The sequence below is a fragment of the Variovorax sp. PAMC26660 genome, from assembly GCF_014302995.1.
GTDB lineage: Bacteria > Pseudomonadota > Gammaproteobacteria > Burkholderiales > Burkholderiaceae_C > Variovorax.
The window spans coordinates 2,003,069-2,022,502 of the sequence record NZ_CP060295.1 but is presented as its reverse complement, the minus strand read 5'-3'; the positions used below and the strand labels follow the sequence as shown (position 1 = coordinate 2,022,502).

General features: G+C 68.6%; 19 protein-coding genes. 10 read left to right on the top strand and 9 right to left on the bottom strand.

Annotated features, from left to right (window positions below; translation table 11 throughout):
- Positions 1-146 precede the first annotated feature (146 nt).
- From H7F35_RS09775 to H7F35_RS09755, 5 genes are all read left to right on the top strand, one after another.
- Complete coding sequence (locus H7F35_RS09775; protein ID WP_261803674.1) at positions 147-929, top strand: pseudouridine synthase; 783 nt, start codon at positions 147-149, stop codon at positions 927-929.
- Between the two features lie 13 nt (positions 930-942).
- Positions 943-2,049, top strand: a complete 1,107-nt coding sequence (locus H7F35_RS09770) for a winged helix DNA-binding domain-containing protein (RefSeq protein ID WP_261803581.1) — start codon at positions 943-945, stop codon at positions 2,047-2,049.
- A gap of 132 nt (positions 2,050-2,181) precedes the next feature.
- Entirely contained in the window at positions 2,182-2,838 is a 657-nt protein-coding gene (locus tag H7F35_RS09765; protein WP_187112689.1) for a response regulator transcription factor, read from the top strand.
- A complete protein-coding gene (locus H7F35_RS09760) occupies positions 2,835-4,214 on the top strand; it encodes a sensor histidine kinase (protein ID WP_187112688.1) in 1,380 nt (459 codons plus the stop codon). The genes H7F35_RS09765 and H7F35_RS09760 overlap by 4 nt, the downstream gene beginning before the upstream one ends.
- Positions 4,215-4,394: 180 nt before the next feature.
- Positions 4,395-4,733, top strand: coding sequence for a hypothetical protein (locus tag H7F35_RS09755; RefSeq protein WP_187112687.1), 339 nt, complete (start codon positions 4,395-4,397; stop codon positions 4,731-4,733).
- Between the two features lie 35 nt (positions 4,734-4,768).
- Here H7F35_RS09755 and aqpZ read toward each other — a convergent pair whose 3' ends face one another.
- Both aqpZ and H7F35_RS09745 read right to left on the bottom strand, forming a co-directional pair.
- A complete protein-coding gene (aqpZ, locus tag H7F35_RS09750) occupies positions 4,769-5,476 on the bottom strand; it encodes an aquaporin Z (RefSeq protein ID WP_187112686.1) in 708 nt (235 codons plus the stop codon).
- Positions 5,477-5,657: 181 nt separating this feature from the next.
- Positions 5,658-6,668 carry a zinc-dependent alcohol dehydrogenase family protein gene (locus H7F35_RS09745; protein WP_187112685.1) on the bottom strand — a complete coding sequence of 337 codons (1,011 nt, stop codon included), beginning with the start codon at positions 6,666-6,668 and terminating at the stop codon, positions 5,658-5,660.
- Positions 6,669-6,767: 99 nt separating this feature from the next.
- Between H7F35_RS09745 and H7F35_RS09740 the strand changes: the two genes are divergently transcribed.
- Together H7F35_RS09740 and H7F35_RS09735 are read left to right on the top strand one after the other, a co-directional pair.
- Positions 6,768-7,691, top strand: a complete 924-nt coding sequence (locus H7F35_RS09740) for a LysR family transcriptional regulator (RefSeq protein ID WP_187112684.1) — start codon at positions 6,768-6,770, stop codon at positions 7,689-7,691.
- A gap of 69 nt (positions 7,692-7,760) precedes the next feature.
- Positions 7,761-8,804 carry an ABC transporter substrate-binding protein gene (locus H7F35_RS09735; protein WP_187112683.1) on the top strand — a complete coding sequence of 348 codons (1,044 nt, stop codon included), beginning with the start codon at positions 7,761-7,763 and terminating at the stop codon, positions 8,802-8,804.
- A gap of 116 nt (positions 8,805-8,920) precedes the next feature.
- Here the strand turns inward: H7F35_RS09735 and H7F35_RS09730 are convergent, their stop codons facing one another.
- The 7 genes from H7F35_RS09730 to H7F35_RS09700 form a co-directional block, all read right to left on the bottom strand.
- Positions 8,921-9,445 carry a DUF3761 domain-containing protein gene (locus tag H7F35_RS09730; protein WP_187112682.1) on the bottom strand — a complete coding sequence of 175 codons (525 nt, stop codon included), beginning with the start codon at positions 9,443-9,445 and terminating at the stop codon, positions 8,921-8,923.
- A 77-nt stretch (positions 9,446-9,522) separates the two neighbouring features.
- The gene (locus H7F35_RS09725; protein ID WP_261803580.1) at positions 9,523-10,188 is read right to left on the bottom strand and encodes a hypothetical protein; all 666 of its coding nucleotides are present in this window, start codon (positions 10,186-10,188) and stop codon (positions 9,523-9,525) included.
- A complete protein-coding gene (locus H7F35_RS09720; protein ID WP_261803579.1) occupies positions 10,185-11,039 on the bottom strand; it encodes a hypothetical protein in 855 nt (284 codons plus the stop codon). The genes H7F35_RS09725 and H7F35_RS09720 overlap by 4 nt, the downstream gene beginning before the upstream one ends.
- Positions 11,036-11,527, bottom strand: coding sequence for a hypothetical protein (locus tag H7F35_RS09715; RefSeq protein WP_187112681.1), 492 nt, complete (start codon positions 11,525-11,527; stop codon positions 11,036-11,038). Before H7F35_RS09715 ends, H7F35_RS09720 begins: the two co-directional genes overlap by 4 nt.
- Positions 11,524-12,156, bottom strand: a complete 633-nt coding sequence (locus tag H7F35_RS09710; RefSeq protein WP_187112680.1) for a hypothetical protein — start codon at positions 12,154-12,156, stop codon at positions 11,524-11,526. The genes H7F35_RS09715 and H7F35_RS09710 overlap by 4 nt, the downstream gene beginning before the upstream one ends.
- Positions 12,156-12,770 (bottom strand): hypothetical protein, encoded by a 615-nt coding sequence (locus H7F35_RS09705; RefSeq protein WP_187112679.1) that lies wholly within the window; start codon positions 12,768-12,770, stop codon positions 12,156-12,158. Before H7F35_RS09705 ends, H7F35_RS09710 begins: the two co-directional genes overlap by 1 nt.
- 92 nt (positions 12,771-12,862) lie before the next feature.
- The gene (locus H7F35_RS09700; RefSeq protein WP_187112678.1) at positions 12,863-15,124 is read right to left on the bottom strand and encodes an SdrD B-like domain-containing protein; all 2,262 of its coding nucleotides are present in this window, start codon (positions 15,122-15,124) and stop codon (positions 12,863-12,865) included.
- A gap of 281 nt (positions 15,125-15,405) precedes the next feature.
- Between H7F35_RS09700 and htpG the strand changes: the two genes are divergently transcribed.
- Genes htpG through H7F35_RS09685 form a run of 3 tightly spaced genes read left to right on the top strand, consistent with a single transcriptional unit; the run spans position 15,406 to position 19,428 of the window.
- Positions 15,406-17,451, top strand: coding sequence for a molecular chaperone HtpG (htpG, locus tag H7F35_RS09695; protein WP_187112677.1), 2,046 nt, complete (start codon positions 15,406-15,408; stop codon positions 17,449-17,451).
- Positions 17,451-18,023 (top strand): hypothetical protein, encoded by a 573-nt coding sequence (locus H7F35_RS09690; RefSeq protein ID WP_261803578.1) that lies wholly within the window; start codon positions 17,451-17,453, stop codon positions 18,021-18,023. The genes htpG and H7F35_RS09690 overlap by 1 nt, the downstream gene beginning before the upstream one ends.
- A gap of 52 nt (positions 18,024-18,075) precedes the next feature.
- Positions 18,076-19,428, top strand: a complete 1,353-nt coding sequence (locus H7F35_RS09685) for an SWIM zinc finger domain-containing protein (RefSeq protein WP_187112675.1) — start codon at positions 18,076-18,078, stop codon at positions 19,426-19,428.
- Positions 19,429-19,434: the final 6 nt, after the last annotated feature.

Sequence of the window (19,434 nt, the reverse complement as noted above, 5' to 3'; positions counted from 1 at the left end):
GATAATCTCTCATGCCTGCGTCTCCCCCCTCCAACGGTCCGGCCCGTCGTGGTCCCGCCCCTCTTCCGACCGAATCCAGCCAGCCATTTCGCCGCGCGGCGCCGCCACCGGTGGCCAGCGGTGGGCCGGTGCGGCTCAACAAGCGCATGGCCGAACTCAGCATGTGCTCGCGCCGCGAAGCCGACGAATGGATCGCCAACGGCTGGGTGAAGGTGAACGGCAAGCCGGCCGAGATGGGCGTGAAGGTCACGCCGTCCGACCGCATCGAGATCGACAAGGCGGCCAAGGGCCAGCAGGCGAACCTGGTCACCATCCTCATCAACAAGCCCATCGGCTACGTGAGTGCGCAGGCCGAAGACGGGCACGAGCCGGCGGTCACGCTGTTCACGCCGCAGAACCGCTGGGTGGACGACAACGCGCGCTTCTTCTTTCACCCCAGCCAGATGCGCGGCCTGGCGCCGTGCGGCCGGCTCGACATCGATTCCATCGGCCTGCTGGTCATGACGCAGGACGGCCGCATCGCGCGCCAGCTGATCGGCGAAGACTCGGTGATGGAAAAGGAATACCTGGTGCGCGTGGCCTACCACGGCCTGGGCCAGCCGGCGCCCACGGGGCAGCTCATCCGCATGGACGACGACGATCCCGTCACGCAGAACGTACAGGCGGTCTTTCCGCCGGCCATGCTCGCCCGGCTGCGCCATGGCCTGAGCCTCGACGGCCAGGCGCTCAAACCGGCGAAGGTCGAATGGCAGAACCCCGAGCAGTTGCGCTTCGTGCTCACCGAAGGCAAGAAGCGCCAGATCCGCCGCATGTGCGAGCTGGTCGGCCTGAAGGTGGTGGGCCTGAAGCGCGTGCGCATCGGCCAGGTGATGCTCGGCAACCTGCCGGTGGGGCAGTGGCGCTACCTCGGCCCGCACGAAAAGTTCTGAACACTGCGCGCGCATGCCCGCTGCCACGCTGAGCCTGCGCGCGCTGAACCGTGCCACGCTGGCGCGGCAGATGCTGCTGGAGCGGCGCAAGCTGACGGTCGCGCAAGCCATCGAGCGACTGGGCGGGTTGCAGGCGCAGGCACCCAATCCGCCCTATGTCGGGCTCTGGAGCCGGCTCGAAGGCTTCGAGCGTGAGCACTTGACCGAGGCCATGCGCAAGCGCCGCATCGTGCGCATGTCGGCGATGCGCTCGACCCTGCATCTGATGACGGCCGCCGACGCGCTGGCATGGCGTCCGCTGCTGGAGCCGGTGCATCAGCGCGGCCTGCTGGGCAATCACAAGCGGGCGCTCGAAGGCATCGACCGCACGGCGGTGGTCGGGGCAGGACGCGCATTGCTCGATGAGCGCCCCCGCACCAGTGCCGAACTCGGGCAGGCGCTCGCCGAGCGCTGGCCTGGGAGCGAAGCAGCCTCGCTGGCCGCGGTGATCCGCAACAACGTGCCGCTGGTGCACCTGCCGCCCGCCGGCAGCTGGAACTCGCACCAGAGCGCGCTGCTGCAGCCCATCGGGCACTGGCTCGGTGAATCCGCCGCCGACGTCGCCCCGGCCACGCAAGACGATCTGCTGCTGCGCTACCTCGCCGCCTTCGGCCCCGCCACGCTGGCCGACGCCGGCGCATGGTCGGGTCTGACTGGCTGGAAGGCCGTGGCCGAACGCCTTCGTCCACAACTGCGCGTGTTCGCGGGAGAGCAGGGCCAGGAGCTGTTCGATTTGCCGCGCGCGCCACGTCCCGACGCCGACACGCCCGCGCCACCGCGCCTCGTCGCCGAGTGGGACAACCTGCTGCTCTCGCACGCCGACCGCAGCCGCGTGCTGAGCGAGGCGCACCGCGCCCGCGTGTTCACCGTCAACGGCATCGTGCGCGGCACGGTGCTGCTCGACGGCTTCGTGGCGGGGGTATGGAAGATCGAGCGGGCGAAAGACGCCGCCACCGTGGTGCTGGAACCGTTCACGCGGTGGTCCGGGGCAGATCGCCTCGGCGTTCACGAGCAGGCCCTGCAACTGCTGGCCTTCACGTCGGACGGCGAGGGCGAACGGCACGCCATCCGCATGCCCTGACCCCTGAAGCTGCTGCACTGCGCGACGCTCAAGTCAGTCCCGCCTAATTCTTCGCCCCTAGGCTGCGCCACGGCGCAAGCACTTCCGGTCATCCCGATCGCGTGCTACCTTGCGGCCGAAGGAGTCACCGCGATGCGCGTGCTTTTGGTGGAAGACGACGAAATGATCGGGCGCAGCCTGAAGCAGGCGCTCGAAGGTGCGGGCTGGTCCGCCGACTGGGTGCGCGACGGCGAACTCGCGCAGAGCGCCCTGGGCGATGGTGGCTACACCTGCGTGCTGCTCGACCTGGGCCTGCCCAAGCAGGACGGCACCGAGGTGCTGCGGCGCGCCCGCGAACGCGGCGACGCCACGCCCGTGCTGGTGCTGACCGCGCGCGACGGGGTCGACGACCGCATCCACAGCCTCGATCTCGGCGCCGACGATTACCTGCTCAAGCCTTTCGAGTTTCGCGAACTGCTCGCCCGCATGCGGGCCATCGTGCGCCGCCGCGACGGTGCCGCGCACTCGCTGGTCGGCAGTGGCGCGCTGCAGCTCGACCTGACCACGCGCGAAGTGGTGGTGAACGGCGAACGCGAGGCGCTCACCGCGCGCGAATTCGCGCTGCTGCACGCGCTGCTGGAGCGGCCCGGCGCCATCCTTTCGCGCGAGCAGCTTGAAAACCGCATCTATGGTTGGGGCGAGGAAGTGACCAGCAACGCGATCGACGTGCTGATCCACGGCATGCGCCGCAAGCTCGGCGCGGACGCGATCCGCAACGTGCGCGGCCTGGGTTGGCGCGTGGCGGCATGACCGGTGCGACGCGCGGCCACGGCCGGTGGTGGCGGCCGCGCTCGCTGCGCACGCAACTGCTGCTGTGGCTGATCACGCTGCACGTGCTCGCGGCCGTGCTCACGGCCTGGTTCTCCTTTCTTGCTTACGGCAACCTGGTGCACAACGCGCTGGATGACCAGATGCGCCTGGTGGCCGAGTCCTATACGGGCAGCGACCAGCCGAAGACTCCGCGCGAGATGGACGGCGAGGCGGCTTTCTCGCGCGGCGCGTTCATCGTGCAGATCTGGAGCGCCGACGGCACCACGCTGCGCGCGAGTTCATGGCCCGCGCTGTCGGTGCCGCTGCAGGCCGGCATCGGTTTCAGCGACGTGAACGCGGGTGCGCACGCGCAGTCGAGCTGGCGCGTGTTCACCGCCGAGCCCGGCCCGCGCGCCGACCAGCCGCGTGTGCAGGTGCTGCAGAACGAGGACTACCGCCGCCGCCGCGCGCTGCGGCGTGCCCTGCTCGAAGGCCTGCCGATTGCGCTGCTGTTGCCGGTGGCCTTGCTGATCCTGTGGCTCATCGTGTCCGCCGCCTCGCGCTCGCTGCGCGCGGTGGCGCGCGATGTGGCGTCGCAGGACGAACGCAGCCCCACCGAGTTGTCGCTCGCGCGCGTGCCCGACGAGATCGCGCCGCTGGTCGGCGCTTTCAACAACCTGCTGTCGCGGGTGCGCAGTGCCTTCGCCACGCAGCGCCGCTTCGTGCAGGACGCGGCCCACGAGCTGCGCACGCCGATGGCCGCCATCGGCCTGCAGATCGAGAACCTGCGCGCGCACGTGCCGGCCGGTGAAGCGACAGAGCGCTTCAACCAGCTCGAAGCCGGCGTCACGCGCGCGCAGCATTTGATCGAGCAACTGCTGCATCTCTCGCGGCAGGACGCGCCGCAGCGCGGCGCCGCAGGCGAGCGGGTCGACATCGAGGTGCTGCTGCGCGAGAGCGTCAGCCAGCTCATGGTGCTGGCCGATGCGCGCTGCGTGGACGTGGGCTTCGAGGGCAGCATGGCGGCGGTGGTGTTCGCGCCCGCGGCCGAGTTGCGCAGCGTGTTCGACAACCTGATCGACAACGCGCTGCGCTATGCGCCCGAAGGTGGCGTGGTCGACGTGCGGCTGCATCTGTTCGAGGGGCATGCGGTGGTCGATGTGCTCGACAACGGCCCCGGCATTCCGCAGGCCGCGATGGGCCGCGTGTTCGACCGTTTCTTTCGCGTGCCGGGTTCGGCCGCGGGTGGCAGCGGACTGGGGCTTGCCATTGCGCGCACGGCGGCCGAGCGGCATGGCCTGCGCATCGAGCTGCGCAACCGCAGCGATGGCCGCGGGCTGATGGCGCGTGTGCATCTGCCTGTGTCGGTGGCGTAGCGCACGGGCTCGCCGTCGGATCAAACCAAAGCGGTATTTTTGAGCGCGCCGCTCACGCGTGCCTAACTCTTCGCTCACCTTCACCTCAGTCTGCCTGCCTAGAGTGCATTCAGGTCCTGCCACGCGCAGTTCGCGCGATGGCACGTGACCGGAGACAACCTGCACTCAGGAGAACACACCATGCGCAATTCCTTCAAGCTTCTCGCCGTTGGTTCCTTCGCTGCGTTCGCAGCGCTGGGCGCCGTCAATGCATCGGCCGAAACCACCGATGGCTCGGACTTCCATCCGCTGCAGATGAACTCGCCGGAAAAGCCGGAAGTGCAAGCCGGTGCAATGGCTGCCGCTCGTCCGAGCGGCACGGAAGCCATCGGTCAGTCGACCTCTGCACCCGCGATGAATTCAACGACGCCGGTGTCCGACATCCAGGCCGGCGCCTGGGCGGCTTCGCACCCCACCGGGACAGAGCCGATCGGCCAATCGACTTCACTGCCGATGGTGAAGTCGGGCGCCGGAAGCTGAGTTAGCTTCCGACGAGGCTCACGACAACAGCGACGTCAATCGTCGTTGTTGTTGCTGAGCAGGGCGCGGTAGATCACCGCGCCGATGATGGCGCCCGCGATGGGCGCGACCCAGAACAGCCACAGTTCCGATACGGCATAGGACGGCCCGAACAAGGCCGGGCCCGTGCTGCGTGCCGGGTTCACCGAGGTGTTGGTCACCGGGATCGAGATCAGGTGAATCAACGTGAGGCACAAGCCGATCGACAGGCCCGCGAAGCCACCGGCTGCGCGCTTGGCGGTGGAGCCAAGAATCACGATCAGGAACACCGCGGTCATCACGACCTCGCACAGCAATGCGGCCGTCATGCCGTACTTGCCGGGCGAGTGTTCGCCATAGCCGTTGGTGGCGAAGCCGCCGATGTCCGCGCCCGGCTTGCCGGTGGCGATGAGGTAGAGCACGCCTGCAGCAGCGATGGCACCCAGCACCTGCGACACGATGTAGCCCGCGAGCTGCGAGGCCTTGAAGCGCCCTGCGGCCGCCAAGCCGATCGACACCGCCGGATTGAAGTGGCCACCCGAGATCGGGCCGAGTGCATAGGCGCCCGTCACCACCGTGAGACCGAAGGCGAGTGCGACGCCCAGAAAGCCGATGCCGGTACCTGGAAATGTCGCAGCCAGAACTGCGCTTCCGCAGCCTCCGAGCGTGAGCCAGAAAGTACCAATGAACTCGGCCGACCATTTTTTGTAGGTACTGTGTTCCATAACGCTCCATCCTGAAGTTGAGAAAACGCGCCTGACCGGGGGCCAGACGCGGGCGCATTCTGAAACGAGAAATGCAGAGCGTCGAGCACCTCGTTGCAGTGAACGGAATCTCTTCACGGATCGCGCAGTTTTTGTGCACCGCCGCAACTGCGTTGCGTGTGAACCGGAAGACCTCAATACCTCAAAGCGTGATGACGATCTTCCCGAAGGCGCCGCGTTCCAGGTGGTCGAGCGCAGCAGGCAATGCGTCGAAACCATACTGCGCCGCGATCACCGGCTCGAGCGCGTTGACGTCGATGGCGCGCACCAGGTCTTCGAGCGCGCGCCGATGCCCGATGCCGATGCCCTGCACGGTCACGCGGCCCAGCACCATCGCGTAGAACGACGCGCTCAGCGTGTCGCCGCCGAGCATGCCGATGATCGACACGCGGCCGCCCTGCCTTGTGGCCTGCAACGAGCGGTCGAGGTTGGGGCCGCTCGACAGTTCGAGCACATGGTCGGCACCGCGACCGCCCGTGAGCCGACGCACCTCGGCCGGCCAGTCGCCGCCCCGCAGCAGCACATGCGAGGCGCCGAGTGCGAGCGTCTGCGCACGCTTGTCTTCGCTGCCCGTCACCACGATGGCTTGCGCGCCGTGCAGCCGCGCGAGCTGCAGCCCGAACAGCGCGACACCGCCGGTGCCATGAATCAGCACCGTCTCGCCCGCGCGCAGCCCGCCGGTCTCGGCCAGTGCGAACCACGCGGTAAGGCCCGCGCAGGGCAGCGTGCTGGCTTCGGCCAGGCTCAGCGTGCGCGGTGCGGCCACGGCCCAGGCGGCGTCGATCAGCACATGCGAGGCCAGCATGCCCGGGCCAGGGCCGCCCATCAGCGTGGTGCCGGCGTGCCAGTGGCTGTCGATCCAGCCGCCCCAGAAGGTGTTGACCACACGGTCGCCCACGGCGAAGCGGTTCACGCCGGGGCCGGCGGCCATCACGGTGCCGGCCATGTCGGAGCCGGGCGTGAAGGGCAGGCCCAGGGGCATGCCCATGCCGTCGCGAATCATCAGCAGGTCGCGGTAGTTGAGTGCAACCGCACCCACCTTCACCAGGATCTGGCCGGCACCCGGTGTGGGCATCGGCGCTTCGGCTTGTTCGAGGTGGGCGCGGCCCAGTTGGGGCAGTTGCCAGCGGCGCAGGGTGTCGGGTTCTTGCATTGAAAGGCTCCACGAATGACAGGGAGTCGTCATGCTATTGAGGATGTGAAGTACCCGGCGGCGGATAATTTTCTCTTTACTGGTGCTTGAAAGTCTCCAATGGGTCAGCGTCTCCAAGGCATCGAGGAATTCGTCGCGGCGGTCGAGGCCGGCAGCTTCGCGCTGGCGGCGCAGCGCCTGCACGTCACCCGCTCGGCCGTCGCCAAGAGCATCGCGCGCCTCGAGGCGCGGCTGAACACGCGGCTGTTCCTGCGCACCACGCGCAGCCAGAGCCTCACCGAGGAAGGCCACGGCTACTACGAGCGCTGCAGGCGCGTGCTGGCCGAACTCGATGCGGCGCAGGCGCTGACCGACGCGGCGCGCAGCACCGCGACCGGTGTCGTGCGGATCAGCATGCCGGCGATGCTCGGCCGGCTCAAGGTCGGCCCGTTGCTGCTGGCATTGGCGCGGCGACATCCGCAGTTGTCGCTCGAACTCGCCTTCAACGACCGGCGCGTGGACCTGGCCGAGGAGGGGCTCGATCTCGCGATCCGCAGCGGCGAGCTGCTCGACAGCGCCAACCTGATCGCGCGGCCGCTCGGGGTGCAGTGGATGGCCCTGTGCGCCGCGCCGGCGTACCTGGCAGAGCGTGGCCATCCCGGCACCATCGGCGAAATGCAAAGCGCGCAGGGCACACACGAAGCGGTGCTCTATGCCCGCGACGGGCAGGTTTCGGCCTGGCGCTTTCACGATGCCCAGGGCCGGTTGGTCGATGTGATGCTGCCCTCGCGGCTGCGCTGCGACAGCGCCGAAGTGCTGCTCGAAGCGGCCATCGGCGGCATGGGGCTTGCGCGGCTGCCGTCGTGGCTGGCGGCCGATGCGCTCGCGGCCGGCACGCTGGTGCGCGTGTTCGAGGAGCCCAAGCCCTTCGGCTTCGAGCTGAACGTGATCCGCTCGCGCAGTCGCTACCTGCCGTTCAAGACGCGCGTGGTGATCGACTGGCTGGCCGAGCACCTGCCGCCGCTGCTGCAAGTCGCACCCTGAACGGTGGGGCAGCCGCTATCCTGCGGCTTGCTTCTCACAACAAGCGAGCCACTCGCAGGAGACAAACGCATGCGCCCCTTCGCCTTTCGCCCTCTCGCCACCCTTGCCGCGTGCCTGGGCACCGCGATGCTTCTTTCTTCGCCGGACGCGGCCGCGCAAGGCACGGTGAACGCGCTGTGCAGCACCGACGCGGGTTGGTGCGAGGCGGCTGCCACGGCCTTCACGCGCGAGACCGGCATCAAGGTGCTGCAGGCTCACAAGGGCACCGGCGAGATCGGTGCGCAACTGCGTGCCGAGGCCGCCAACCCCAAGACCGACATCTGGTGGGGCGGCACCGGCGATCCGTTCCTGCAGGCGGCCGAGCAGGGCCTGCTCGACGCCTACCGGCCGGCCTACATCAACGACCTGCACGAATGGTCGGTGCGGCAGTACGCGATGTCGCAGAACATGGTGGGCGGCTTCTACACCAGCGCCATCGGTTTCGGCTTCAACACCGACCTGCTCAAGAAAAAGAAGCTGCACGAGCCCAGGTGCTGGGCCGATCTCATCAAGCCCGAATACAAGGGCGAGATCGAGATCTCGCACCCGGCCTCCAGCGGCACGGCCTACACCGTCATCGCGGGTCTGGTGCAGCAGATGGGCGAGGACGAGGCCTTCGACTACCTGAAGAAGCTGCACCGTAACATCACCAGCTACACCCGCAGCGGCCAGGCGCAGGCGCCCAACGTGGCCAAGGGCGAGGTGGCGATCGGCGTGAGCTTCATCTTCGGCTTCGAGCGCTGGCGCTTCGACAAATTTCCGGTGAAGACCGCCGCACCGTGCGAAGGCACGAGCTATGAAGTTGGCGGCATTGCACTGGTGAAGGGCGCACGCAACAAGGAGAACGCCAAGCGCTACTACGACTGGCTCATGAGCCCCGCGGGCCAGTCCATCGGCGCGAAGGCGGGCAGCCTTCAGACGCCGGCCAACAAGACTTTCAAGCCCGATGCCCGCATCGCGTCGATGGCCGATGTGAAGCTCATCAAGTACGACTTCGAGAAGTATGGGAAAGCGGCCGAGCGCAAGCGCCTGATCGACCGCTGGACCCGCGAGGTCGAGTCCCAGCCGAAGTAGCCGACGCTAGGCTCTTTTCGTGAAACACCGCGGAACCGGCTTTGCCGGGCCGCTGGTGTTGCCCCCGGTAGGGGGTTGGAGAAGCGACACGAAGTGCGCGAAGCCTGGGGGCGAGCCTATGAACAGGTTTTGTTGTGCGAGGCGTGCATGCCCTTGGCCTTCGCATCGGCTTCGCTCAGGTACTCGCCCTTCTTGGTCTTGCCGTAGTAGCGGTCGCCCATGCAGTGATAGACCTTGGTTTCGTCGTTGGCCCACACCTTGCCGGCACCGCCGCCGGGTGCGGCTGCCATCTTCGTGAGGTCGGGCGCGCCCGGTGTCTTGGTCGCCGTGCCGGTGCTCGGGGCCACGCCGGTCTTGTCGACGCTGGCCGACTGGGTTTCCACGGCGGGAGCGGCTGCAGCAGGCGCAGCGGCGGCGGCTGCCGGCGCTGCCTTGGCGTCGGCGGTCTTGCCGAACCAGGTCTTGATGCCCTTGTGACCCCGGCAGGCGCCGGATTTGGTGTCGGGCGAGGCATAGCTGCCGTCCTTGCATTGCACGGTGGTGCCGGCGGGCGCGTCAGCGGGCACCTGCGCCTGGGCGGCAAAGGCGGCCAGCCCGAGGCAAGCGGCGATCCACAGCATCTTCTTGGGGTTCTTGTTCATGCAAAGCTCCTGAGGGGTTGAAAGGCAACTGCGCAGCTTTGGGGATCAATCCCAGCGGAAGCTGACTTGGCGCAGATTCAGGGCGAGCTGGCGGTAAAAGTCACCACGCCCAGGTAGGTGCCGGCGGTGCGGCTGGCCAGGTTGGCGTACAGGAAGGTCCAGTTCGCGGTGCGCAGGGTGACGAGGCCGGTGGCGTCGGTGGAGGCCACGTTGACGGTGGCGCCGCTGCCCGTGACCGGAATCACCGGCGCGGGCAGGTTGCCGTCGCTCGATGTGATGGTGATTTCCGACATCGGGATGGTGTGCGCGCCGTTCGTGAGCGGCGTGGTCACCGTGGCGTGCAGGCCGATCTGCCCGGCGTTGCTGCGTACCTCGACCGGCAGGATGTTGCCGCTCGGCGTCACGCCCAGTGTGGGCGCGGCGCCGCTCCAGTTCACCGGCTTGTTGTTGCCGGCCGTCGGCGTGGTGGGGCCGCCGGGAATCGTCGGCGCCACCGTGAAGCTCACGCTGCTCGTGGTGCCACCCGGCGTGGGCCAGGCGCCGTCGCCGATGCGAAAGAAGATGAACTTGTCGATCGCGAGGGTGAAGTTCAGCGCCACGGTGCCCGTGGTCAGCGGCACCGAACTGCTCGGGCCCGCGGTGCTGGAGGCGGCGTGCGCGGCCATCGGTGCGACGGCCGCCGTCGCCAGCAGGCAGGCAGCGGCAACCGCACCATGCAGGCGCAGGCCGCTGCCGTGTTTCACTTCAGCTCCACGTCCACTTTGAAGCTGCCCTTTTCCCAGTCCAGCGCGCCACTGGCCTTCACCGGGTAGACGGGCGGCGGCGCGGGTGGCCCGCCGTCGCCCTTGGGCACCAGCGCCAGCGTGCGGGTCTGGCCGGGCAGGATCGGCGTGCCTTCGGGCACCAGCTCGAAGGCGCGGCCCTTGCTGTCGGTCGCGTCCAGGCTGCCTTCGAGCCGGCCGTGCGCGTCGCCGGTGTTGGCCACCGTGATGAGCGCGCGGCGGGCACCGGTGGCTTCGCTGCTGGCGATCTGCCGGATCTCGAGCTTGGGTTCGGCGCCGTTGAGCAGCACATACACCGCCACCGCGATGCGGCCCGTGACCGGCAGGTTCAGGCTCGCGCCGCCGCCGCGGATGACGGTCTGCTGCGCGGGCTCCGTGCCTTCGATGGCGATCATGAAGCGGCACTCGCCGCGCGGTGCATCGGCTGGCGGATCGACCTGGAAGCGGAACGACTTCTTGCTGCGCGCCGGCACGGAGACGATGCGCCGCTCGAGCATCACCCACGGCCGGCAACTGCCGGGCAGCAGCTCGTCGTGATAGCTGATGTCGCCTTCGGGCGAATAGCTCCAGTCGATGCTGCGGATCGCCACCTCGGTCGTGGCCGACCCCAGGTTGTGGATGTCCAGCGACTGCCCCAGGCGGGTGCCGCCCTTGGCAGCAAGCTCGAAGCGCGACGGCGTGACGGCGATCTCGAACGGGGCGGCCACCGCGTGGTGCCCGGCCACGGCCGTAACCAGCAACGCGAGCACGGCAGCGGCGCGCAGCCGGCCGAAGCGAGGGTGGCGAGGGGGGGCGAAGGCGTCGTCGTTCATGGCAAGGTCTCGATCTCGAAGGTCGACTCGAAGCTCAGCGCCGCACCCGTGGGCACGCGCAGCTCGCGCGGGTCCACGCGCAGCGTCAGGTCGAAGGTTTCGTTCATCCACGGCGTCTGCACGACGCCGTTCCACACCTGCACCCGGTCGCCGGGGCGGCCCGAGCCGCTCGCGAAGGCGCCGTTGCCGCGCCAGTCGATGCGCAGGCCGGTCGGCGAGCGCAGGCCCACGATGGCCGGCGGGATCACGTAGAAGATGCGCGCGCGCCGTCCGGCGTAGGGCGCCGTGGCCAGCCGGTATTCGACGCGCCCGAAAGGCAGGACCAGCAGGTTGCCGTCCATGCCCTGGGCGCTGCTGAAATCGCCGCGCACCTGCGCGCGCGGCGAGGCCGAGTCGTCCAGCCGCGCCACCTGCGCCCAGGCCGCCACGGCCGTGCCAAGGCACGCCGCGCAGGCGGCCGTTCGCAGGCACAGGCGCCGCGCGCTCATTCCATCGACGCCGTGAAGCGCACGGTGCCCATGTAGGTGCCGCCGGGGTAGACGGTGTCGTTGGCGTACTTGAACTGCAGCGTCGTGGACGACAGTTGCCGGGACTGGTAGGTCCAGGTGCCGATGCCCAGCACGCACGGCAGGCCCAGCAGGCCGGTGCAGAAGGTGGCATTGGCGTTGTAGCTCGCGATCGTCTGGTTGGCCGTGGTGTCGAAGCTGCCGCTCTGGATGTCGCCCGACGCGGCGTTGTCGTTGCCCGTGGCGGTCCAGCTGACCTTGCTGAAGGGAATGGCAATCGAGCCGCAGCCGACCCATTGGCAGAGCAGCCCCGAGGACGAATCCACGCGCAGCGTCACCGGGCGCGCGGTGGTGTTGTTGGCGATCGGTCGCACCGGCGTGACCCAGACCGTGATCGACGGCGTGCCGGTCACCGGCGTGGGCGTGAGCCCGGCGTTGGCGCCGGTGACGCTGAAGGCCACGGTGTCGACCGTGGTGCCGGCCGAGCCCACGCGCAGCACGAGTCCGTAGCTGCTGCCCGTGTCCGTCACGATGGTGATGACGGCGCGCGCCGGCGCCGCCGCGCCCGCCAGCACCAATGCCGCCGCGCCCGCGACTGCGGCACCGCGCATCAGATGCCTTGCGCCGTGTAGGTGATGGTGTTGGTGTAAACGCCGGCGACCCAGGAAGAGGGTGTGCCGCCCAGCGTATAGGCCCAGGTGCTGGTGGCCACCACGTTGGAGTTGAACGAGGTCGAGGCGCAGGCGCCGAGGTTGGCGCCCGGATGCGGCAGATTGCCGGTCGCCGTCACGGCAAAGTCCCCGTTGGCCGGACCGCCGGCGGCGCTCCAGGCGCCCAGGGCGCAGTTGATGGTGCCCGCGCCCGCATTGGTCCACGCGTACACCGTGAGCGTGCCTCCCGCCGTGCTGGTGGTGACCGTGGGCGCGGTGCCGTTCCAGTCGACGTTGGTGTTGTTGACGCCGGCCAGCGGCGTGGTGGGGGTGGCGCCGGGAATGCTGAGGGCAGAGGTCCAGGCCACCGTGTCCACCGTGGCGTTGGTCGAGCCCACGCGCAGCAGGATGAGTTTGGGCACCGTCACGCTGAGGTTGACCTTGGCCTGCGCGGTGATCGTGCCCGTACCGGAGCCGTACTGGCTCTCCGCCAGGGCGCCACTGCCCGGCAGGGCCAGGGCGAATGCGGCCAGCGATATGGCCAGCAGGCGGGGGGTGGATTCTCTTCGGGTCATGGCGTCTCCTTTTATTGAACGCAGGTGGGAACAAACCGGACGAAAGCGCTGCTCATTCATGGATTCATTCATTCATTCATTCATTCATTCATTCATTCGGCCACCTTGACCACGGGGATCTCGGTGGTGGCCTGGCCACGCAGGGGCACGTCGACGCTCACGCCGCTGTCGCCCCTGGCACCCCATGGCAGGGGCACGCTCTCGAGCGTGAGCGTCAGCTGGTGGCGGCCGGTCGTGACCAGCGGAAACTCGAAGCGGCCGTCGCGGTCGGTGATGGCGCGGTAGCGGCCGTCGAGCAGCACCTCGACCCCGGCCACGCCGCCCTCGCCGGCCTGCTGCAGGCCGTCGCGGTTGGCATCGAAGAACACATGGCCCGACACGCTCCCGCCGCCCGCGCCGTTGCCGCGCATCCCGGCCGTCTGGTAGGCCGTGCCGGTGCTGCCCTCCCAGCGCAGGTAGATGTAGGCGGACTTCTCTTGACTGCGATAGAGGTTGGTGCCGGAAAACGTGGTCGGCACCAGCGCCGCGCGCGCCTGGTTGAAGCTGGCCGCGAAACCGAGGCGCCAGCCCGGCGCCAACTCCTTCTCGGCGGTGAGCGTGCCCGACAGGCCGCGGCTGGTGTACAGGCCACCGCTCTGCGAGGTGTAGCGCAGGTTGCCGCCCAGCTGCAGGCCGCCATCCATCCAGTAGCGGAACTGCACGCCGGCCGTCGGGTAGTTGCGCGCGATGCCGCCGCTGCGGTCGCGCGCGTAGCCGAGGGTGGTGGTGAGTTCGGGGCGCATCCTCTCGAAGCGCCCGCCGATCCAGTCCTGCTCCCATTGCAGTTCCTGGCCGGTGGCGGCCTCGTCGTTGCGCACGAGCAGTTCGTTGCGCCGCACCGTCAGCGTGAAGCGGCTGCGAGGCCAGTCGAAGAAACGTGTCTGGTAGAAGGCGTTGCCGTAGAGGCTGCGCGCATCGGACGCGATCGCGGCGTTGCTGACGGCGGCGGGGTCCGTGCTTTTGTCGTAGCGCGTGCGGTACACGTTCAGGCTGCCGCCGATCGAGGTGTCGCGGTCGAACAGGTACTGGAAGTTGCCGTTCACGCCCACCCGCGAATAGCCCGCGAGATGGTAGTTGGGGTCTGCCTGGTTGCGCTCCTGGTCCAGGCCCGCGCCCCAGCTCATGCGGCTCGTGCTGCGGTCCACGCGCCAGTAGGCGCCGCCCGTGCCGGTGGACAGCGCGTAGTCGCCGAAGTGCAGGTTCGGCCGCGCCGTGTACACGCCGAACTCGTGCCGGTAGAGCCCGGAACGCGCGCTCGCTTCGAGGAAAAGGCCCTGCGAGCCACCTGTTGCCACGCCCGCCGTGGGCGAGCTCACGCTGCTGCCCACCAATGTGGCGCGCGCCTTGAAGTCGCCGTCGCGCACCACCTCGCGGCCGTAGCCCAGCGAGGCGGCCCAGCTCGTGACGTCCTTGCGGCCGAAGCCCTGCGCCGTGAGCGGGTCGAAGTAGTAGGCCGGGACGTCGCGCGCCTGGTCCAGCTGCAGCGCCGTGAACCACGAATCGCCCAGCCGCTGCGTGAACCCGAGCCAGCCGAGCGTGCCCTGGCTCTTCTCGAAGCCTGGGTAGGGGCCGCCTGCCAGGTTGCCGCGCTGGCCGAAGCCGGCGCGCACGTCCAAGTCGGAATTGAAGATGCGCATCGAGGCGCCGCGCACCGTCGTCGAGCCCAGCGAGAGCCGGTAGTTGCGGCCCAGGCCGTCGGTCAGCTCGCTGTAGATATCGCCCACCGCGCTGTCGGCAAAGGTCTGCGTGGTGATCGGGAAGCCCAGGTTACGCAGCGTGAAGCGCCCGCTGGTGGGTTCGCGCGCATAGCCCAGCGCACCGATGCCGCCGCCGTCCACGAGGTTGTCGCCGCTCAGGTGGCGGCCGTCGGCCTGCAACACGAATTCGCCGTAGTTGAGCGTCTCGCGGCGGTATTCGAAGCGCTGGCCGAACTCGGTCGCGCGCTGGCTGCCGTAGCCGGAGGCCGACGCGGAGCCGAAGCCGATGCGGCTTTCCACCATCCAGGCGCGAAAGCCCTGCGGCTGTTCGGCCTCCGGCGCGGCATCGTCGGCCGGCTCGGTGCCCGGGTTCATGAAACGGTCTTCGTAAGCCTTGGGGGCGGACTCGATGAGCGCCTTCAGCTTCGCCTGCTCTGCCTGGGCGCGGTTCATCGATTCGATGTGCGCATCAGCCACGACAGGCCCGGTGGCGGATTGGGCGAGTGCCGGCGGGAGCCCGCACAGGGCCATCGCGCATCCGAGCCACACCTGCACCACAGTCGGGCGCCAGATGGCTCTGGCGGGGTCGACCGCGGTCCGCAGTGTCACTCGAATCATCAAACGACATCCCTGGTTCCCGGGGCATTGCTGCCCAGTTCAGTTTCGGAACCTAGGATATTGGATAAATGTTAACTACGGTAACTTTCCGTGTTACAGCGTGGTCGGAGGGCCGTCGGAGCCTGTGGATAACTCTTCCGGCGAATGAGCAATTTTTTCCGGACCTAACCCCGCGCGGTTGTTTAGGTAGACAAAGGCCTTACCTGAGAAAGTTCGCGCGGCATCACCGTATGGCCGCGTTGCCGACTTAGAATTTTTTCGATCCGATATCTCTCTTTCCAATGGCTGATTCCTCCAATACCAAACTCCCGTTCCAGGCTGAAGTCGCGCAACTGCTGCACCTCGTCACGCATGCGCTTTATTCCAACAAGGAAATCTTCCTGCGCGAGCTGATCTCGAACGCATCGGACGCGTGCGACAAGCTGCGCTTCGAGGCGCTCGACCATCCCGAGCTGTACGAAGACCAGCCCGAGCTCGACGTGCGCCTGTCCTTCGACAAGGCCGCCCGCACCCTCACCATCACCGACAAGGGCATCGGCCTGTCGCGCCAGGAGGCCATCGACAACCTCGGCACGATCGCCAAGAGCGGCACCAAGGACTTCATGAGCAAGCTCAGCGGCGACCAGAAGGCCGACGCGCAGCTCATCGGCCAGTTCGGCGTGGGCTTTTACTCGGGCTTCATCGTGGCCGACAAGATCAGCGTCGAGTCGCGCCGCGCGGGCCTTCCGGCCGACCAGGGCGTTCGTTGGGTCAGCGGTGGCGCCGGCGACTTCGAAGTGGCCGACATCACGCGCGCCGAGCGCGGCACCCGCATCACGCTGCACCTGCGCGACGATGCCGACGAATACCTCAACGCCTACAAGCTCAGGCAGATCGTCGGCAAGTACTCCGACCACATCTCGCTGTCGATCCTCATGGAAAAGGAAGAGTGGAAGGAAGGCGAGAACGACCAGCCCGGCGACATGGTGAAAACCGGCGAGTGGGAAACGGTCAACAAGGCCAACGCCCTGTGGAGCCGCCCCAAGAAGGACATCACCGCCGAGCAGTACGAAGAGTTCTACAAGAGCATCAGCCACGACTACGAGGCGCCGCTCGCCTGGAGCCACAACCGCGTCGAAGGCAGCACCGAATACACGCAACTGCTGTACATCCCCGCGAAGGCCCCCTTCGACCTGTGGAACCGCGACAAGGGCGCGGGCGTCAAGCTGTACGTCAAGCGCGTCTTCATCATGGACGACGCCGAGGCGCTGCTGCCCAGCTACCTGCGCTTCGTCAAGGGCGTGATCGACTCGGCCGACCTGCCGCTGAATGTGAGCCGTGAGCTGCTGCAGGAAAGCCGCGACGTGAAGGCCATCCGCGAAGGCAGCACCAAGCGCGTGCTCTCCATGCTCGAAGACCTGGCCAAGAAGCAGAAGACCGCCCCCGAGAGCGCCGAAGGCAAGATCGACGTGGGTTCGGGCGAGTCGGTGCCGGCGCCCGAGCCGACCGAAGCGCTGAGCGACATCAGCGACGTGGTCGACAAGAACGCCACGCCGGCCGCCGAGGCTGCGGCCGCGCACGCCGACGAATCGGGCAAGTACGCCAAGTTCTACGCCGAGTTCGGCGCGGTGCTCAAGGAAGGCCTGGGCGAGGACATGGGCAACCGCGACCGCATCGCCAAGCTGCTGCGCTTCGCATCGAGCACCACCGACGGCGTGAGCGTGAGCTTTGCCGACTACAAGGCGCGCATGAAGGAAGGCCAGGACGCGATCTACTACATCACGGCCGACACGCTCGCCGGCGCCAAGAACAGCCCGCAGCTCGAAGTCTTCAAGAAGAAGGGCATCGAAGTGCTGCTCATGACCGACCGTGTGGACGAGTGGTCGCTCAACTACCTCACCGAGTTCGACGGCACGCCGCTGCAAAGCGTGGCCAAGGGCGCGGTCGACCTGGGCAAGCTGCAGGACGAGTCCGAGAAGAAGGCCGCCGAAGAGGCCGCCGAATCCTTCAAGCCGATGCTCGAACGGCTCAAGGAAGCCCTCAAGGACAAGGCCGACGATGTGCGCGTGACCACGCGCCTGGTCGACTCGCCCGCCTGCCTCGTGGTGCAGGACGGCGGCATGAGCACGCAGCTCGCGCGCATGCTCAAGCAGGCCGGCCAGCCCGCGCCCGACCTGAAGCCGGTGCTCGAAGTCAACGCCGACCATCCGCTGGTGAAGAAGCTCGAAAGCTCCGCGCATTTCGACGACCTCGCGAACATCCTGTTCGACCAGGCGCTGCTCGCCGAAGGCGGCCTGCCGGCCGACCCCGCCGCTTACGTGAGGCGCGTCAACGCGCTGCTGGTGTGATGGCACGGCCGCGCATCCGTGCAGCAGCAACGGCCACCGTTCCGGCGGCGGTGCTGCTGCTCCTGATGAGCGGCTGTTCTCACTACCAGATCGGCATTCCGCTGGTTCCCGGGCTCTCGCTGGGCCTGGGTGCCACCAGGGACGGCAGTTTCTCGATGGGCCTGAACACCGGCTTCGGCCCGCTCGGCGCGGGCGTGGCTGTCAACAACGGCGGCGTGGTGTCGGGGTCTGCCGGCGTCGGCGTGGGGGTTGCCCTCGGACCGGTGGGCACGGGCGTCGGTGTCGGCAAGAGCGTGGTGCTGCACGATCCCAAGACCGGGGCGGTGGTGCCGGCTGCAAATACGGCCACCACGGCGAGCGCCGGCACCGAGCCTGTCGCGCCGATGCCGGTCGCATCGGCCGCGCCCGTCACGATCACCAAAGCCGGCGTCACCAAGGTCGCCGCTGGCAGCACTGCGTCGCCATCGACGCAACAGCCGGCGGTGCGCATCTCCCGCCGCACGCCGACCGTGGCCAACGCCACGGTCCCGGCGGGCGAAGCCGGCACGCCCGGCAATCCCATCGCGCCTTGATGGGCGCGCCTTTCAATCCATCCGCGCCGCGGGCCGGCGCGAGGGTGCCCCGATGAGTCTCAGCACAGAAGCCGTTCTTGCGCTTGCGCCCGACGATGCGTCGGCCAAGGCTGCCAAGGGCCTGCTCGCACCGGCCAAGTGGCCCACGCTCGCCTACTCCGACGATGCTGTCTGGGGTGAGTGCCAGGGCAGCGGCAGCAAGCCCTACCAGGCCCAGGTCGACCTGACGGGCCCGGTGTTCCGCTGCTCCTGCCCGAGCCGCAAGTTCCCCTGCAAGCACGGCCTGGCGCTGATGCTGCTGCGCGCCCAGAGCGAGGCCAGCTTCACCGCCGGCACGCCGCCGCCCTGGGTGGCCGACTGGCTCGCCTCGCGCCGCGAGAAGGCCGAGAAGAAGGAAGCGCGTGCCGCCGAGCCGGCCGCCGCACCCGATCCCGCCGCGGCCGCCAAGCGCGACGCGCAGCGCTGGAAGCGCATCGACACCGGCGTGCAGGAGCTTGCACGCTGGCTCGACGACCAGACGCAGCGCGGCCTGGCCTCGCTCGGCAGCGAGCAACAGCAGGCCTGGGGCTCGATGGCCGCGCGCATGGTCGATGCGCAGGCGCCCGGCCTGGGCCAGCGCATCACGCAGGCGGCCGAACTCATCGGTGCCGGCGAAGGCTGGCCGGCACGGCTGCTCGACCGGCTGGGCCGGCTGCAACTGATCGTCGATGCGGTGCCGCGCCGCGACACGCTGTCGGCCGCCACGCTGGCCGACCTGCGCACCGCCCTCGGCTGGCCGCAGGACCGCGATGCCCTGCTCGTGGACGGCGAGCGCATCAGCGACCAATGGCTCGTGCTGGGCCAGTGCACCGACGAGCGCGACAGCAAGCTGGTCGAGCGCCACGTGTGGCTGCAAGGCCGCGCGAGCGGCCGGCGTGCGCTGCTGCTCGACTATTCGCATGGCGGCCGTGGCTTCGAAACCGCCTGGATCAGCGGCAGCGAGCGCGCCGCAGTGCTGTGCTTCTACCCCGGCCATGCCTCGCAGCGCGCGCTGCTGGCCGAGCAACTGGCCGACGCGCCCGCTGCATCGGCCGGGTCCGCTCAGGACACCTCCGACGAATGGCAACGCATGGCACAACAGATCGCCGCCAACCCCTGGCAACCGCTGCTGCCGATGGTGTGGGCCGAGGCCGTGCCAGCGCGGCACGGCGACCAATGGTGGCTGCGCCTGGACGCCGCGCCGCAGGCCTTGCCGATGCAACTGGCCACGCAGGAAGCGTGGCAACTGATGGCGCATTCGGGCGGCGCGCCGCTGCGCGTTTTTGGCGAGTGGGACGGAGAACAGTTCGCGCCGCTCACCGCCTGGGCCTCGGGCGCCGCAGTCGGAAGTGCGCCGGTCTGGGCCCTTGCGGGAGTGCGTACATGAACCGCC

Coding starts and splice junctions, on each gene's coding strand:
- H7F35_RS09775 (WP_261803674.1), top strand. CDS start 147: ATGGCCGAACTCAGCATGTGCTCGCGCCGCGAAGCCGACGAATGGATC.
- H7F35_RS09770 (WP_261803581.1), top strand. CDS start 943: ATGCCCGCTGCCACGCTGAGCCTGCGCGCGCTGAACCGTGCCACGCTG.
- H7F35_RS09765 (WP_187112689.1), top strand. CDS start 2,182: ATGCGCGTGCTTTTGGTGGAAGACGACGAAATGATCGGGCGCAGCCTG.
- H7F35_RS09760 (WP_187112688.1), top strand. CDS start 2,835: ATGACCGGTGCGACGCGCGGCCACGGCCGGTGGTGGCGGCCGCGCTCG.
- H7F35_RS09755 (WP_187112687.1), top strand. CDS start 4,395: ATGCGCAATTCCTTCAAGCTTCTCGCCGTTGGTTCCTTCGCTGCGTTC.
- aqpZ (WP_187112686.1), bottom strand. CDS start 5,476: ATGGAACACAGTACCTACAAAAAATGGTCGGCCGAGTTCATTGGTACT.
- H7F35_RS09745 (WP_187112685.1), bottom strand. CDS start 6,668: ATGCAAGAACCCGACACCCTGCGCCGCTGGCAACTGCCCCAACTGGGC.
- H7F35_RS09740 (WP_187112684.1), top strand. CDS start 6,768: ATGGGTCAGCGTCTCCAAGGCATCGAGGAATTCGTCGCGGCGGTCGAG.
- H7F35_RS09735 (WP_187112683.1), top strand. CDS start 7,761: ATGCGCCCCTTCGCCTTTCGCCCTCTCGCCACCCTTGCCGCGTGCCTG.
- H7F35_RS09730 (WP_187112682.1), bottom strand. CDS start 9,445: ATGAACAAGAACCCCAAGAAGATGCTGTGGATCGCCGCTTGCCTCGGG.
- H7F35_RS09720 (WP_261803579.1), bottom strand. CDS start 11,039: ATGAACGACGACGCCTTCGCCCCCCCTCGCCACCCTCGCTTCGGCCGG.
- H7F35_RS09715 (WP_187112681.1), bottom strand. CDS start 11,527: ATGAGCGCGCGGCGCCTGTGCCTGCGAACGGCCGCCTGCGCGGCGTGC.
- H7F35_RS09710 (WP_187112680.1), bottom strand. CDS start 12,156: ATGCGCGGTGCCGCAGTCGCGGGCGCGGCGGCATTGGTGCTGGCGGGC.
- H7F35_RS09705 (WP_187112679.1), bottom strand. CDS start 12,770: ATGACCCGAAGAGAATCCACCCCCCGCCTGCTGGCCATATCGCTGGCC.
- H7F35_RS09700 (WP_187112678.1), bottom strand. CDS start 15,124: ATGATTCGAGTGACACTGCGGACCGCGGTCGACCCCGCCAGAGCCATC.
- htpG (WP_187112677.1), top strand. CDS start 15,406: ATGGCTGATTCCTCCAATACCAAACTCCCGTTCCAGGCTGAAGTCGCG.
- H7F35_RS09690 (WP_261803578.1), top strand. CDS start 17,451: ATGGCACGGCCGCGCATCCGTGCAGCAGCAACGGCCACCGTTCCGGCG.
- H7F35_RS09685 (WP_187112675.1), top strand. CDS start 18,076: ATGAGTCTCAGCACAGAAGCCGTTCTTGCGCTTGCGCCCGACGATGCG.